At 60.5% G+C, this 13,886-nt stretch carries 15 protein-coding genes and 1 other RNA gene; 10 read left to right on the top strand and 6 right to left on the bottom strand.

Annotation, left to right across the window (positions count from 1 at the left end; genetic code table 11):
* Positions 1–56: 56 nt before the first annotated feature.
* Complete coding sequence (locus tag WBR68_RS16580; RefSeq protein WP_127183455.1) at positions 57–986, top strand: 2-hydroxyacid dehydrogenase; 930 nt, start codon at positions 57–59, stop codon at positions 984–986.
* On the opposite strand, the gene WBR68_RS16575 is transcribed toward WBR68_RS16580, so the two are convergent.
* A complete protein-coding gene (locus tag WBR68_RS16575; protein ID WP_050449188.1) occupies positions 980–1,915 on the bottom strand; it encodes a LysR family transcriptional regulator in 936 nt (311 codons plus the stop codon). The genes WBR68_RS16580 and WBR68_RS16575 overlap by 7 nt on opposite strands.
* 200 nt (positions 1,916–2,115) lie before the next feature.
* Here WBR68_RS16575 and WBR68_RS16570 point away from each other — a divergent pair, with 200 nt between their 5' ends.
* The gene (locus WBR68_RS16570) at positions 2,116–2,745 is read left to right on the top strand and encodes an FMN-dependent NADH-azoreductase (protein WP_230694763.1); all 630 of its coding nucleotides are present in this window, start codon (positions 2,116–2,118) and stop codon (positions 2,743–2,745) included.
* A gap of 71 nt (positions 2,746–2,816) precedes the next feature.
* Here WBR68_RS16570 and WBR68_RS16565 read toward each other — a convergent pair whose 3' ends face one another.
* The 3 genes from WBR68_RS16565 to WBR68_RS16555 all read right to left on the bottom strand — a co-directional run bounded on the left by WBR68_RS16565 (position 2,817) and on the right by WBR68_RS16555 (position 5,865).
* Positions 2,817–3,722 carry an NAD(P)-dependent oxidoreductase gene (locus tag WBR68_RS16565; RefSeq protein ID WP_050449192.1) on the bottom strand — a complete coding sequence of 302 codons (906 nt, stop codon included), beginning with the start codon at positions 3,720–3,722 and terminating at the stop codon, positions 2,817–2,819.
* Between the two features lie 159 nt (positions 3,723–3,881).
* On the bottom strand, positions 3,882–5,387 hold the full coding sequence (locus WBR68_RS16560) for a tripartite tricarboxylate transporter permease (RefSeq protein WP_050449193.1): 1,506 nt from the start codon (positions 5,385–5,387) through the stop codon (positions 3,882–3,884).
* Positions 5,388–5,400: 13 nt separating this feature from the next.
* Positions 5,401–5,865, bottom strand: a complete 465-nt coding sequence (locus tag WBR68_RS16555) for a tripartite tricarboxylate transporter TctB family protein (protein WP_050449194.1) — start codon at positions 5,863–5,865, stop codon at positions 5,401–5,403.
* 477 nt (positions 5,866–6,342) lie between these two features.
* Between WBR68_RS16555 and WBR68_RS16550 the strand changes: the two genes are divergently transcribed.
* From WBR68_RS16550 to WBR68_RS16535, 4 genes are all read left to right on the top strand, one after another.
* Positions 6,343–6,789 carry a hypothetical protein gene (locus WBR68_RS16550; protein WP_050449195.1) on the top strand — a complete coding sequence of 149 codons (447 nt, stop codon included), beginning with the start codon at positions 6,343–6,345 and terminating at the stop codon, positions 6,787–6,789.
* The gene (locus WBR68_RS16545) at positions 6,789–7,100 is read left to right on the top strand and encodes a cell division protein ZapA (protein WP_050449196.1); all 312 of its coding nucleotides are present in this window, start codon (positions 6,789–6,791) and stop codon (positions 7,098–7,100) included. The genes WBR68_RS16550 and WBR68_RS16545 overlap by 1 nt, the downstream gene beginning before the upstream one ends.
* A 33-nt stretch (positions 7,101–7,133) precedes the next feature.
* Positions 7,134–7,318, top strand: a non-coding RNA gene (ssrS, locus tag WBR68_RS16540) — 6S RNA.
* 92 nt (positions 7,319–7,410) lie between these two features.
* A complete protein-coding gene (locus WBR68_RS16535) occupies positions 7,411–8,169 on the top strand; it encodes an SIMPL domain-containing protein (protein ID WP_050449197.1) in 759 nt (252 codons plus the stop codon).
* Here WBR68_RS16535 and lgt read toward each other — a convergent pair.
* On the bottom strand, positions 8,144–8,932 hold the full coding sequence (gene lgt, locus WBR68_RS16530) for a prolipoprotein diacylglyceryl transferase (RefSeq protein WP_050449198.1): 789 nt from the start codon (positions 8,930–8,932) through the stop codon (positions 8,144–8,146). The genes WBR68_RS16535 and lgt overlap by 26 nt on opposite strands.
* 132 nt (positions 8,933–9,064) lie before the next feature.
* Here lgt and ilvD point away from each other — a divergent pair, with 132 nt between their 5' ends.
* The 3 genes from ilvD to msrA all read left to right on the top strand — a co-directional run bounded on the left by ilvD (position 9,065) and on the right by msrA (position 11,698).
* Positions 9,065–10,750, top strand: coding sequence for a dihydroxy-acid dehydratase (gene ilvD / locus WBR68_RS16525; RefSeq protein ID WP_127183458.1), 1,686 nt, complete (start codon positions 9,065–9,067; stop codon positions 10,748–10,750).
* A complete protein-coding gene (locus tag WBR68_RS16520; protein WP_050449200.1) occupies positions 10,734–11,069 on the top strand; it encodes a c-type cytochrome in 336 nt (111 codons plus the stop codon). The genes ilvD and WBR68_RS16520 overlap by 17 nt, the downstream gene beginning before the upstream one ends.
* 74 nt (positions 11,070–11,143) lie before the next feature.
* Positions 11,144–11,698 carry a peptide-methionine (S)-S-oxide reductase MsrA gene (gene msrA, locus WBR68_RS16515; protein ID WP_127183459.1) on the top strand — a complete coding sequence of 185 codons (555 nt, stop codon included), beginning with the start codon at positions 11,144–11,146 and terminating at the stop codon, positions 11,696–11,698.
* 112 nt (positions 11,699–11,810) lie between these two features.
* Here msrA and hppD read toward each other — a convergent pair whose 3' ends face one another.
* The gene (hppD, locus tag WBR68_RS16510; protein WP_050449202.1) at positions 11,811–12,923 is read right to left on the bottom strand and encodes a 4-hydroxyphenylpyruvate dioxygenase; all 1,113 of its coding nucleotides are present in this window, start codon (positions 12,921–12,923) and stop codon (positions 11,811–11,813) included.
* 155 nt (positions 12,924–13,078) lie between these two features.
* Between hppD and WBR68_RS16505 the strand changes: the two genes are divergently transcribed.
* Complete coding sequence (locus tag WBR68_RS16505) at positions 13,079–13,555, top strand: Lrp/AsnC family transcriptional regulator (RefSeq protein WP_050449203.1); 477 nt, start codon at positions 13,079–13,081, stop codon at positions 13,553–13,555.
* The last annotated feature ends 331 nt before the right edge of the window (positions 13,556–13,886 follow it).

Genomic DNA, 13,886 nt, shown 5'->3' with positions numbered 1-13,886 from the left:
GTAGGGCGTCATCCTGCATGCTTGCAGCTTCGAAAACGCCTTGCAGAACCGCCACCATGCATATCCTTTTTGCTTGCCCCCTCCACGATCCCGATGTCTGGGTGCCGCGCCTGGAAGCCGCAATGCCCGGCTGCCGCATTTCGGTGTGGAACCCCGATGGCCCGCCCTCGGGGGCTGAAGTGGCGCTGGTCTGGCGCCCGCCCGTGGAACTGTTCAAGCACGAAACCGGCATCTCGACGCTGTTCAATCTGGGCGCGGGCGTTGATGCTCTGCTGAAGATGCCCGAGATTCCTGCGCATGTTCGCATCGTGCGCCTGGAAGACGCGGGCATGTCGGTGCAAATGGCCGAATACGCGCTATACGCGTTGCTGCGTGTGTCGCGTGATTTTGAAGCGTTCGATCAGGCGCAGGCGCGCCAACACTGGGATACCCGTGAAGGCACGCGCCAGGCGGACTGGCCCGTTGGCGTACTGGGTCTGGGGCAGGTGGGCGCACGCGTGGCGCAGACGCTGGCTGAATTCGGCTATCCCGTCGCCGGCTGGTCGCGGTCCCCGCGCGATTTGCCCGGCGTGGAATCCTTCGCGGGCGAAGCCGCCTTGCCAGCCTTTTTGGCCAGAACGCGCTTCCTGGTGAACGTGTTGCCGCTGACGCCCGACACGCACGGCATCCTGAATCGCGACACGCTGTCGCAATTGCTGCCCGATGCGCACCTGGTCAACGTCGGCCGCGGCGAACACCTTGTCGAAGACGACCTGGTTCAAATGTTGGAAGAGGGCGAGATCGCCGGCGCCACACTGGATGTGTTCCACACCGAGCCGCTGCCCAACGATCATCCCTTCTGGCGCGATCCGCGCGTGCACGTCACGCCGCACATCGCCGCGCGCACGCTGCGTGATGAAAGCATCGAGCAAATCGCCGGCAAGGTCGCGCAACTGATGCGCGGTGAAGCCATCACCGGTGTGGTCGAACGCGCACGGGGCTACTGAGCCGGGGGCGTTGGGGCCTTTTCCAGCCGCTGATACATCGACGGCAGGCGTTGCGACAGAAAATCCAGCAACGTCCTGACCGCCGGCATCATCCCGCGCCGAGACGGATAGATGCAATGCACGATGCCTTCCGGCGATTGCCATTGCGGCAGCACCTGCACCAATTGGCCCCGGCGCAATTCCTCTTGTGTGGCGATGGAGGGCAGCAGGGCAATGCCGCGGCCTCGCACCGCAGCCTCGGTCAGCACGATGAAATCGTTGCACGACAGTTGCGGCTTGAGTTCAATCTGCAGCTCTTCGCCCTTGTCATTGCGCAGTGGCCAGCGCACTTCGTTTTGCGGGTCTGAAAAGCTCAGCGTGGTATGTGATGCCAGGTCCTGTGGGGTGTCCGGCGTGCCATGGCGTTGCAGGTAGCCGGGGCTGGCCACCAAGGTGCCACGCGCCGTGCCCAGGTGGCGCACCACTAGTTCGGCGTCGGTATCCAGCTTGGTCCGCACGCGCAAGGCCAGGTCCACGCCTTCGCGGATCAGGTCCACGCGCCGGTTGGTCACCAGCAACTGCACCGATATCGCTGGCCAAGCGTCCAGGAATTCCGGCAACAAGGGCGCCAGCACATCCTGCGCAATGGAGACGGGGCAACTGACAATCACCGGTCCGGCCGGCTCGGATTGCAATTGGCGCATGGCATCGTCAGCAGCGCGCGCGGAGGCCGCCATTTCGCGGCAGTAATGCAGGTAGCGTTCGCCCGCCGAGGTCAGCCGCAGGCGTCGTGTCGTGCGTTGCAGCAGGCGCACGCCCAAGCTTTCCTCAAGATGTGAAATTCGCCTGGAAAGGCGGGATTTGGGGATGTCCAGTGCCCGGGCCGCCGCGCTGAACCCGCCCTGTTCAACCACTTGGGAGAAGTAGTAGAGGTCGTTTAGATCTTGCATGATTGTTCTATTCCTGGAACGAATAGTTCATCATAGCCGGGTTTATGTTGATAATGAACCGGTCTACAGTGACGCCATGCAATCGGGATCTGCCAGCGCCAGCCGGCGCTCAGCCCCAGTCCGAGACCCCTTATGAATCGGACGTGGCGTTGACGGATCCCTCGCCTGCTCATGGCAGGCCACCACTGGAGAAATTCGCAATGAAGACCCTTGTCATCCTGTCCTCGATTCTTGGCAACCGTTCCCACAGCACGGGATTGGCCGATCATTTCATGGCGCGCGTCAAAGCCGCCTACCCGGCCGATACTGTGAAAATCCGCGACCTCGGCGCGCAGCCCATTCCGTACTTCGATGGCAATACCGCCGGCGCGCTGTTCACCCCTGCAGAGGCCCGTAGCGTGGAGCAGCAACGCATCGTCGAGCTCAGCGATTCGCTGGTTGCCGAACTGATGCAAGCGGACCGCATCGTGTTCGCCGTACCCGTATACAACTTCAATCTGCCCGCCCAGTTCAAGAGCTATCTGGACCACGTAGCCCGTGCCGGCGTCACGTTCCGTTATACGCCCGAAGGCGTGCCGGAAGGCCTCGTCAAGGGTAAGCAGGTGTTCGTGCTGACGGCGCGTGGCGGCAAAGCCGAAGGCACGCCGTCCGACACGATGACGCCCTACCTGCGTCAGATGCTCAGTTTCCTTGGCATGGACGATGTCACGTTCATCGCCGCCGAAGGCATGGCGATGGGCGAAGTGGCTGCGCTGGAAGGCGTGACGCTGGCCAAGCAGCGTATCGATGCCCTGGTGCTGGGCGTGGCGCAAGACGGCATGGCCGCCTGATCGGCCTTGTTCGCGTGTCAGAAAAAAGGCGAGCCTTGTGGCTCGCCTTTTCATTGCGGCATGTTGAATGCCTAGTCGCGTAGCCGCTTCACCAGGCTGGACGTGTCCCAGCGGCCGCCGCCCATCTTCTGAACATCGGCATAGAACTGATCCACCAGCGCGGTCACGGGCACGCGCGCGCCGTTGTTGCGCGCTTCCGCCAGCACCAGGCCCAGGTCTTTACGCATCCAGTCCACGGCAAAGCCAAAGTCGAACTTGTCGTCGACCATGGTGCCGCCCCGGTTCTCCATTTGCCAGCTTTGCGCCGCGCCTTTGCTGATCACGTCCAGCACCAACTTCATGTCCAGCTTGGCCGCTTGGCCGAAAGCCACGGCTTCGGACAGGCCTTGCACGAGGCCGGCGATGCAAATCTGGTTGACCATCTTTGCCAACTGGCCCGAACCGGGCGCGCCCACCAGCGTCACGGCGCGGCCAAAACACTGGGCCACGGGCTTGATGGCTTCGAATACCGCTTCTTCGCCGCCGCACATGATGGTCAGCGCACCATTGACGGCGCCGGCCTGTCCGCCGGACACGGGCGCATCCACGAAATTCAGGCCCAGGCCCTTGGCTTGCGCGTAAAGTTCGCGGGCCACATCGGCCGACGCGGTGGTGTGGTCGACGAACACGGCGCCGGGCGCCATGCCTGCAAACGCACCGTCGGGTCCGAGCACAACGCTGCGCAGGTCGTCGTCGTTGCCCACGCAGGCAAAGACGATCTGTGCACCTGCCACCGCTTCGCGCGGCGTGCCCGCATGGCGGCCGCCGAACTCCGCAACCCATGCCTGGGCCTTGGCGGGAGTACGGTTATATACCGTCACGTCGTGCCCGGCGCGGGCCAGATGGCCGGCCATGGGCAGGCCCATGACACCCAGGCCGAGAAATGCGACTTTCTGGGCTACGACCGCGTCGTAGTTTTTGGTTCCGATCGTTGCCATTGCAGGAAGCTCCGCTCAATGTGAGTAAGGTCAATCTTAGGGAAGTAACCTTAACGCAATCCAAAAGCCGGCGGCGAGCCCATCAAAAAAAAACCCCTGGGGCAAGCCTAGGGGTTTTGGAAAGAGGCAAGGCGCCGCGATGGGCGGCCTGACCGCTTTTTATTCTTCTTCGACGAAGGTCTCTTCGCGCTTCTTGCGGATGGCGGGCAACGCCACCAGGATCACAAGGAAGGCCGCCACGGCCAGCAACGAAGCCGACAGGGGACGGGTCACGAAGGTGCTGAAATCGCCACGCGACAGCAACAAGGCACGACGGAAGTTTTCTTCCATCATGGGGCCCAGAACCAGACCCAACAGCAGCGGTGCGCCTTCGCACTTCAGCTTCGACCACACGTAGCCGATGATGCCGAAGATGGCGGTGGTGAAGATGTCGAACGCGTTGTAGTTCAACGAATACACGCCAATCGTGCAGAACACCAGAATCGCCGGGAACAGAATGCGGTAGGGCACTTTCAGCAGCTTGACCCACAGGCCGATCAGCGGCAGGTTCAGCACCACCAGCATCAGGTTGCCAATCCACATCGAGGCGATAAGGCCCCAGAACAGCTCGGGGTGGCTCGTCATGACTTGCGGGCCGGGCTGAATGTTGTGGATCGTCATCGCGCCAACCATCAGCGCCATCACAGCGTTACCCGGAATACCGAGCGTCAGCAGCGGAATGAAGGACGTCTGTGCCGCAGCATTGTTTGCCGATTCCGGGCCTGCCAGGCCGGCCGGATGACCCTTGCCGAAGCGTTCCGGATTCTTCGAGATCTTTTTTTCCAGGGTGTAGGAAGCGAACGACGACAGCACCGCACCGCCACCCGGCAAGATGCCCAATGCCGAACCCAGGGCCGTGCCACGCAGCACGGCGGGAGCGGCTTCCTTGAATTCCTGCAGGTTCGGGTACAGCGTGCCGATCTTGTCGGTGATGTCGACGCGGTTTTCCTTCTGCTCCAGGTTGGTCATGATTTCGGCGAAGCCGAACACACCCATGGCCACGATGGCGAAGTCGATACCGTCTTGCAGTTCGGGAATGCCGAAGTCGTAGCGGGCAACGCCTGAGTTGACGTCAGTGCCGACCATGCCCAGCAGCAGGCCCAGGATGATCATCGCGATCGCCTTGGGCAGCGAGCCCGAAGCCAGCACCACGGCGCCGACCAGGCCCAGGCACATCAGCGAGAAGTACTCGGCGGGGCCGAACTTGAAGGCCACCTCAGCCAGCGGAGGCGCGAACGCGGCCAACAGCAGCGTTGCCACGCAACCGGCAAAGAACGAACCCAGCGCGGCGATGGCCAGTGCGGCGCCCGCCCGGCCATTGCGGGCCATCTGGTGACCGTCCAGCACGGTAACCACCGCGGACGTTTCCCCTGGCAGCGCCACAAGAATCGCGGTCGTCGAGCCGCCGTATTGCGCACCGTAATAGATGCCGGCCAGCATGATTAGGCCGGCAATCGGGGGCAACACATACGTAATCGGCAGCAGCATTGCGATGGTGGGAACCGGGCCGATGCCTGGCAACACGCCAATCAGCGTACCCAGAATGCAGCCCAGCAATGCGTAGGCCAGGTTCTCGGGCGTAAACGCCACCGAGAAACCCAACAATAGGTTGTCAAACAATTCCATGACCGGTTGCTCCTTAGTTCATGCCCAGAAAGGACGGCCACAGCGGGAAAATCAGCCCCAGCCCCTTGACGAATGCCAGATACGAGAACAGCACGAGGAAGATCGCGTTGGCAACGGCGACCTTCAGGCTGAACTCATGGCTGGCCAGGCTGCTGACGACAACCAGGATGAATACCGAAAGATAGATGCCCAGCGGCTTGAGGATGAAGCCGTACAAGACCACGGAACCCACGACGAGAAAGACGATGCGCCAGTCGAACTTGTCGACATGCGTTTCGTGGGCTTTCTTGGAAAGTGAGCCAAGCAGCACGATGGCGCCCAGCAAAGCCAGAACAATGCCTAGCCAGAAAGGAAAATACCCTGGGCCCATTCGGGCGGCAGTACCCATTTGGTAGCTGCTGGCCTGCCAGGCGAATCCCAGTCCAAGGGCGATGAACATCACCCCCGACCAGAAGTCCTGTCGATTGCGTAGCTGCATGATTGGTTGGCTCCTATTTACAGCATGTAGATAAAAAGTTTGTAGCCGGATGGGACTCGCCGAAAGGCGAGTGACAGGCACAAAAAAGGCACTTCGGGGTGCCATTAGTTATTCTGAAAGCGGCGGCGCGGCTTCTTGAAAGGGCGAATGGTAATTGACGCCTGCCATGCTGCAAACCCTGTAAGCTCGGTGAAAGCCTGGGGTTTTCCCTAGAATTCGGGTACTCCCGAGCCTAAGATGTAACGCCGCAGGAAGAATGAGTGCTTTTTGAAAGCTAAGTGAAAGTTTATAGAAAGAAATGCGAAAGCCAGATCGGCCGGATGCGGGGATTTTGGAGGAGGCGCTTTTCTTGTTCTGCCGGAATCGGTTAGTCTCGCGCCGCCCAAATCAACACCGCATTTCCTACCGAATATTGCCGGGTTTCTCACCTTGCGTGAAGTGGCCCGGTTCACCTCAGGATGGTTTACGATAGCGCCCATGCTGCAAGACCTAGACCAACTCGCCGCCCGCATCGGGCAACTGGTGCAACGCACCCGCCAACTCCACGCAGAGCGTGATGCGTTGCGCCTCCGCTTGAACGAATTCGAAGCTGAACAGCGTGTGCTGAAGCAGCGCGCGGCTGAACGCGACGCTGACATCGCCACGTTGCAAAGCAAGCTTCAGGATCACGACGGCGCGGTTACCGCAATGCTTGAGCAAGCCCAGCAGGCTGAGGCCGCCTTGCGCGAGCAGCTTGCCCGAGAATCCGCCGAACGCCAATCGCTTGAAGCGCGTTTCTCTGCCCGCGAATCGGAATTGCAGGGTAGCCTGCAAAGCCGTGATACCGAACTACAGCGCTTACGCGTGGCCGCCGCCTCGGCTCGCGAGCGCATTGACGCCGTGCTGGCCCGCTTGCCTGGCGCGCCGTCTGGAGAGCAACACTGATGGAACGCGTAGACGTAACCATATTAGGGCGCGACTATTCCCTGGCTTGCTCCACCGAAGAGAAGCCCACGCTGATGGCCGCTGTGCGCCACGTTGACCAACTGATGCTGCGCATCCAGGGAACCGGCAAGATTTCCAGCAACGAACGCATTGCCGTCATGGCCGCGTTGCAAGTCGCTGGCGAGCTGCTCGCCATGAAAGCGCCTGATGGTCCGCTAGGGGGTTTGGCGGTTGGCGACTTCAAGCGTAGAATTGAGGACATGAACGCAGTACTCGATGACGCCTTGTCGGGTCAGGAAAAACTGCTCTAAACGTTCATAACGCTGTATTCAAGAATTTTCAGTTTGTCCCTGCCGTGTCCGTGACTAGGCCATACATTCTCTGAACCTATGTCTTTTGGCATATTGGTTGCGGGAGTGCAGAGCTGGAGTGATTGTCTCTCGTAGACGAACCCGACGCTCTTCGGAACGCGACCACCTTGAACCTCAGGGTTCGAGATGCCGGCCTTGACGGCACAGGCGGGGCATCTATCCCAGCGGGCCTGCCAACAGCGCAGGTCCGCGTCGGGTGCGACAACCATCCCCCTCTTTTTCTCTCTGTCCTCCCTCCTAGGACCCGTCCATGTTCAAACACCCTGTTTTCTCGCTGACGAAACTCGGCGCAGCGTGCGCAGCCGTGGCCGCCATTGCTGCGGTTCAGCCCGCATCCGCTCAGGCGCAGGCGCCCAATGCGCCGGCCATGGCGGAATCCACGAACCGTTCGCCGGAAATGACATTGCAAGCGGCGGCCTCGTCGGAGGTCAAGCAGGACACGGTTCGCATTTCCTTGTCTGCCGAGGTTGAGGCGCCTGACCAGCCCGCCGCCGGCAAGAAGTTGACGTCGGTGCTGGACGATGTGGTCAAGCGTGCGCGCGACACCAAGGGCGTGGAAGTCCGCACGGGTGGCTTCAACGTGTGGCCCAACACGAATAGCAAGGGCAAGATTGCATCGTGGCGCGGTCAGGGCGAGATCGTGCTGGAGTCCAAGGACTTTGAAGCAGCCGCTGCCCTGGCGGCCAAGCTGTCGGACAAGACCGCTATTTCCAGCATCGGGTTTTCGCTGTCTCGTCCAGCGCGTGAAGCCGAAGAGCGCAAGCTGCTGAAAGAAGCGGCCCAAGCGTTCAAGGATCGTGCATTGGCTGCTGCCAACGCGTTCGGCTTTTCGGGTTACCGCCTGTCCAAGCTGGAGCTCGGCGGCTCGGGCGGCCCCGTGCCGATGCCGCGCATGCTTGGCGCGGCCATGGCCAAAGACGCCTCTGGCGGCTACAGCCCGGACGTCCCGCTGGAAGCGGGAGACGTCACGGTTAGCGTCGCCGTCAACGGGACGATCGTTTTGCAGTAAGGCTGAACATGATGGCGCCCAAAGCGACCATCGGCAGGGACAGCCACTGTCCCATGCTTAATCCGCCCGCTAGCAGGCCCAGGAAGTTGTCTGGCTCACGGGTGAATTCCACCAGGAAGCGGAACGTCCCGTAACCCATCAAGAACAGCCCGCTCACTTGTCCCAGTGGGCGCGGCTTGCTCGAAAACCACCACAGCAGCGCAAACAGCACAATGCCTTCCAGGCCCAGCTCATAGAGTTGGGATGGGTGGCGCGCCAGCCCGTCGCCGCTGCCGGGAAACACCATGGCCCACGGCACATCGGTTGGTCGGCCCCAAAGCTCGCCATTGATGAAGTTGCCCAAACGGCCGAACCCCAGGCCCAGCGGAATCAACGGCGCGATGAAATCGCTGACTGCGAAAAAGGGCAGCTTCTTTTTCCGCGCAAACAAAAGCATGACGAGGATCACGCCGATCAGGCCGCCGTGGAACGACATGCCGCCTTGCCACAAGTACGCCACTTCCAGCGGATGCGCCAGATAGTAGGCAGGCTTGTAGAACAGCACATATCCAAGTCGTCCGCCCAGTACGACGCCCAGCACACTATAGAAAATCAGGTCTTCCAGGTCGCGCACGTTCAGCGATGTGGTGTGCCCGCTTGTGATGCGCCGGCGGCCAAGCACATACACCAGGGCGAAGCCCGCCAAATACATCAGCCCGTACCAGTGGATGGCGAGCGGCCCGATCTGCAAGGCTACGGGGTCGAATTTTGGATATTGCAGCATGTTCTGCCCGACACAATGAAGTTGAATGATAATAACCGGCGAGCACTGAAGATTCGCATGCATGCAAGCGAGCCAGCTTCCTGGGTGCGTTCGCCATGTCCGCGCCCCGACGGCCGACAGGAGAGACAGACCATGCCGAACAACGAACGTTCCCGCCACATCACTGAAGGCGTAGCACGCGCGCCCAACCGCGCCATGTATTACGCGCTGGGCTACAAAGAAGCCGATTTCAACAACCCCATGATCGGCGTGGCCAATGGCCATTCCACCATCACGCCCTGCAATAGCGGGTTGCAGCGCTTGGCGGATGCAGCCATCGACGCCATCCGTTCGTCCAGCGCCAACCCCCAGGTGTTCGGTACCCCCACCATCTCCGACGGTATGTCCATGGGCACCGAGGGCATGAAGTATTCGCTGGTCTCGCGCGAAGTCATCGCTGACTGTATCGAGACCGCCGCCCAAGGCCAGTGGATGGACGGCGTCGTGGTCATTGGCGGTTGCGACAAGAACATGCCGGGCGGCATGATCGCTTTGGCGCGGACAAATGTGCCGGGCATCTATGTCTATGGCGGCACCATCAAGCCGGGCCACTACAAGGGCAAGGATCTCACCATTGTCTCGGTCTTCGAAGCCGTGGGCGAATATACGATGGGCCGCATGCCCGAGGCGGATTTCAAGCAGATTGAAAAATGCGCGATCCCTGGCTCTGGTTCCTGTGGTGGTATGTACACCGCCAACACCATGAGTTCCGCCTTCGAAGCCATGGGCATGAGCTTGCCGTATTCCAGCACGATGGCCAATGAAGATGACGAAAAAGTCGTCTCGGCCGCCGAGTCGGCGCGAGTGCTGGTCGACGCGGTCCGGCGCAACCTGCGTCCGCGCGACATCATCACGCGCGAATCCATCGAAAATGCGGTGTCGGTCATCATGGCCACGGGCGGGTCCACCAACGCGGTGCTGCATTTTCTGGCGATTGCCCACGCCGCCGACGTGCCGTGGACCATCGATGACTTCGAGCGTATCCGCAAGCGTGTCCCGGTGCTGTGCGACTTGAAGCCGTCTGGCAAGTACGTTGCCACCGATCTGCATCGCGCGGGCGGCATCCCCCAAGTCATGAAGCTGTTGCTCAATGCCGGCCTGCTGCATGGCGATTGCGTCACGATCACGGGCAAGACCATCGCGCAAACGCTCGCCGATGTGCCCGATGCGCCGCGCGCGGACCAAGACGTCATCATGCCGCTGGACCGTGCGTTGTATCCGCAGGGACATCTGGCCATACTCAAGGGCAACTTGTCGCCGGAAGGCTGTGTCGCCAAGATCACGGGGCTGAAGAACCCCGTTATGACTGGTCCGGCGCGCGTCTTCGATTCCGAGGACGACGCCATGACGGCCATCATGGCCCAGCGTATCAACGACGGAGATGTGGTGGTGATCCGCTACGAAGGTCCTAAAGGCGGGCCGGGCATGCGGGAAATGTTGGCGCCCACGTCCGCTTTGGTGGGGCAGGGCTTGGGTGAAACGGTAGGGCTGATCACCGACGGCCGCTTTTCCGGCGGTACCTGGGGTATGGTCGTCGGCCACGTTGCGCCTGAAGCCTTCGTGGGCGGGCCGATCGCCCTGATCCAGGAAGGCGATTCGGTTACCATCGATGCCCACAAGCTGCTGCTGCAGCTCAACATCAGCGACGAAGACCTGGCGGCTCGTCGTCAGGCCTGGGTCCAGCCCAAGCCGCGTTATACACGCGGTGTGCTTGCCAAGTTCGGCAAGCTCGCCAGCACCGCGAGCCGTGGGGCAGTCACCGATGCATTTGAAGATTAGTCTGTGGGCGGCCACCGCCTGCATGTTGAGCGCAGGCGCGGTTCAGGCGCAAACGACCGGCCTGGATCTGGCCAAGAGCAAGGCCTGTATGGCCTGCCATCAGGTAGAGGTGAAGCGCGTGGGACCGCCGCTGAAGAGTGTGGCGGAACGTTATGCGGGGCAGGGCGACGCCATGGTGGATTATCTGGCCGGCAAGATACGTGGAGGTGGTCGCGGCGCCTGGGGGGCGGTCCCCATGCCGGCGCAAACCCATGTCAGTCAGGAAGATGCCCGTCTGCTTGCCGAATGGATATTGTCGCTGGCGCCGGCCAAACAGTAGTCTTAATCTTGATCCCCCGGCGTGAAGCCGGGCTTGGGCTGCAAGGCGCGGCCCTTTATGAATGAGGAATTGCCATGACAGAACAACCCTCCCCGGGCAACGAGGTTGCCGTCCTTGGCGGCGGCTGCTTCTGGTGCGTTGAAGCGGTCTTCGTCGATCTGCGCGGCGTGAAGAGCGTGTTGCCCGGCTACAGTGGCGGGCATGTCGACAACCCCAGCTATGAACAGGTGTGCGGCAAGGATACGGGCCATATCGAAGTCGCCAGAATCGAATTTGATCCCAAGGAATTGTCCTTCAGCGACTTGCTGCGGGTTTTCTTCGCCACACACGATCCCACCACGCCGGGCCGTCAGGGTAACGACATCGGTCCGCAGTACGAGTCGGCAATCTTCTGGCAGAACGAGTCTCAGCGTGAGCAAGCTGAAGCGGTCATTGCCGAGGTGGAGGCGCAACAGGTTTACGATGCGCCCATCGTCACCAAGCTATTGGCGCCCGCCAAATTCTGGCAAGCCGAGGATTACCACAGCAACTACTTTGCCCTGCACCCCGAGCAAGGTTATTGCCAGTTTGTGATCGCACCCAAGGTTGCCAAGTTCCGCAAGCAATTCCAGGATCGTCTGCAGCGCTAACTGCCGCGTGGACGCCCGGGTCGGTTCGAACGGGCAAAAAAAACCTCACCATAAGGTGAGGCTACAAAGCCAGTGCCGATGCTAGGGCACTTGGGCACTGGCGGGGAAGCTCTTACTCGACGCTCTTCACCACGCCGCGGCGCATCTGGTCCAGTTCGATCGACTCGAACAGGGCCTTGAAGTTGCCTTCGCCAAAACCGTCGTTGCCTTTGCGCTGGATGATCTCGAAGAAGATCGGGCCGATCTGATTCTCCGTGAAGATCTGCAGCAGCAGTCCGCCGCCCGGCGCGCCATCCAGCAAGATGCGGTTTTTCTGCAGGCGTGCAACGTCTTCGCCGTGGTTCGGAAGACGGCGGTCCAAGAGTTCGTAATACGTTTCCGGCGTATCCAGGAACACCACACCCGACTCGCGCAGCGCCTCAATGGTGCTGTAGATGTCGTCCGTCGCCATGGCAATGTGCTGAATGCCTTCGCCACGGTACAGGTCCAGGTACTCCTGGATCTGCCCCTTCTCCTCGGTGCCTTCCTCATTGATGGGAATGCGGATATTGCCGCAAGGCGACGTCATGGCCTTCGACTTCACGCCCGTGACCTTGCCTTCAATATCGAAATACCGCACTTCGCGGAAGTTGAACAAGCGCTCGTAGAACTCTGACCACTCGGCCATGCGGCCCTTGTGCACGTTGTGCGTCAAATGGTCCACCAGCGTCAGGCCGGCGCCACGATGGTTCAGGTCTGCCTGGGCATTGCCAGGATCCACCGGCACGAAGTCCACGTCATAGATGCTGATATCACCAATCCCGCCATGGCCTTCCTTACCCGTCCAGCGGTCAACCAGGTAGATCAGCGAGTCGCCGATACCCTTGATGGCCGGAATGTTCAGTTCCATCGGGCCGCTGTGCGAATCAAAACCCCAAGCGCCCAGTTCCAACGCCCGCTTGTAGGCTGCATTCGCGTCTTGCACGCGGAACCCGATTGCACAGATGGATGGCCCATGCAGACGCGCGAAGCGCTGGGCGAAGGAATCAGGTTCTGCGTTGATCAAAAAATTGACGCCGCCTTGGCGGTACAGCGTGACGTCCTTGTGGCGGTGTTTGGCGATGGCCTTGAAGCCCAGTAATTCGAACACCTTGCGTAGCGCAGCGGGGTCCGGCGCGGCATATTCGATGAACTCAAACCCGGCTGTGCCCATCGGGTTTTCCCAGGGTTGGAATGCGCTGCTCATAAGTCTGCTCCCTTGCTTCGTTTTCAGGACGACTTGTTGTTCAAGTCTAGAGGAAGATTGTAGGAAGGATTGGCGGGCAGACAATTGCAAATATGGCGTAAAAGTGCAAACGTTGAGCAATAATATGGCCATGAAAATCAAATAAAGGGCAATAAATGTCTGATATCGAGCTTGATAGGACAGATTTAAGGATTTTGGCTGAATTGCAGCGCGATGGCCGGCTCAGCAATCAAGAGCTGGCGGATCGCGTATCGCTGTCACCAAGTCCATGCCTGCGTCGGGTGCGCCGCCTGGAAGAGAAGGGCTTCATCAAGAAGTATGTGGCGCTGATCAATGCCGAGAAGGTGGGGCTCGGCCTGCTTGCGTACGTCAACATCCGCTTGAACAAGCACAGCGGCTCCAGTCACGCCCCGATGAGCGACTTCGCGCGCGACGTGCAGCTCTGGCCGGAAGTGGTCGAGTGCTATGCGATGTCCGGTGACATGGACTATCTACTTCGAATACAAGTCGCTGACCTGGCGCACTTCTCCCGGTTCGCCATGGACACTTTGATGCGACACCCCGCAGTGGTGGACATGCGCTCTTTCTTCGCCCTGCAACAGATCAAGGAGACGACTGAGCTCAGGCTTTGATAACAGGAGTGGGTACGGTGCGTGCCTTCTCTATATATAGGGGGGATCTACATACAGCGGAGACGGATGGGCGTCCTAGGCGGAATATGTAGCAACACCGTGAAAAATTGGAATCGTCCCCATAACTCTTCATCTTTTTGCAAATTGGGTGTCATGAAGATCACCCGTGAGAAATTTCCGTGCTATAGTCTCGCTCCTTCGCAGTTCAGGCAGTTTTTGAACCGCGAAGCCAGGAGTAGCGCAACAGGCCAACAAGCAGGCGATCCGCAAGGAAACCTACCCGGCCTGCCGCAAAGCCACCAGTAGATAGATGTCTGGCAGCCAAGCGGTA

It is taken from the genome of Achromobacter sp. JD-1 (assembly GCF_038594925.1).
GTDB classification, from domain to species: Bacteria; Pseudomonadota; Gammaproteobacteria; order Burkholderiales; family Burkholderiaceae_B; genus Achromobacter; species Achromobacter spanius_C.
Note: the sequence above shows the minus strand (reverse complement) of the source record. Positions and strands in the feature narration are given on the sequence as shown.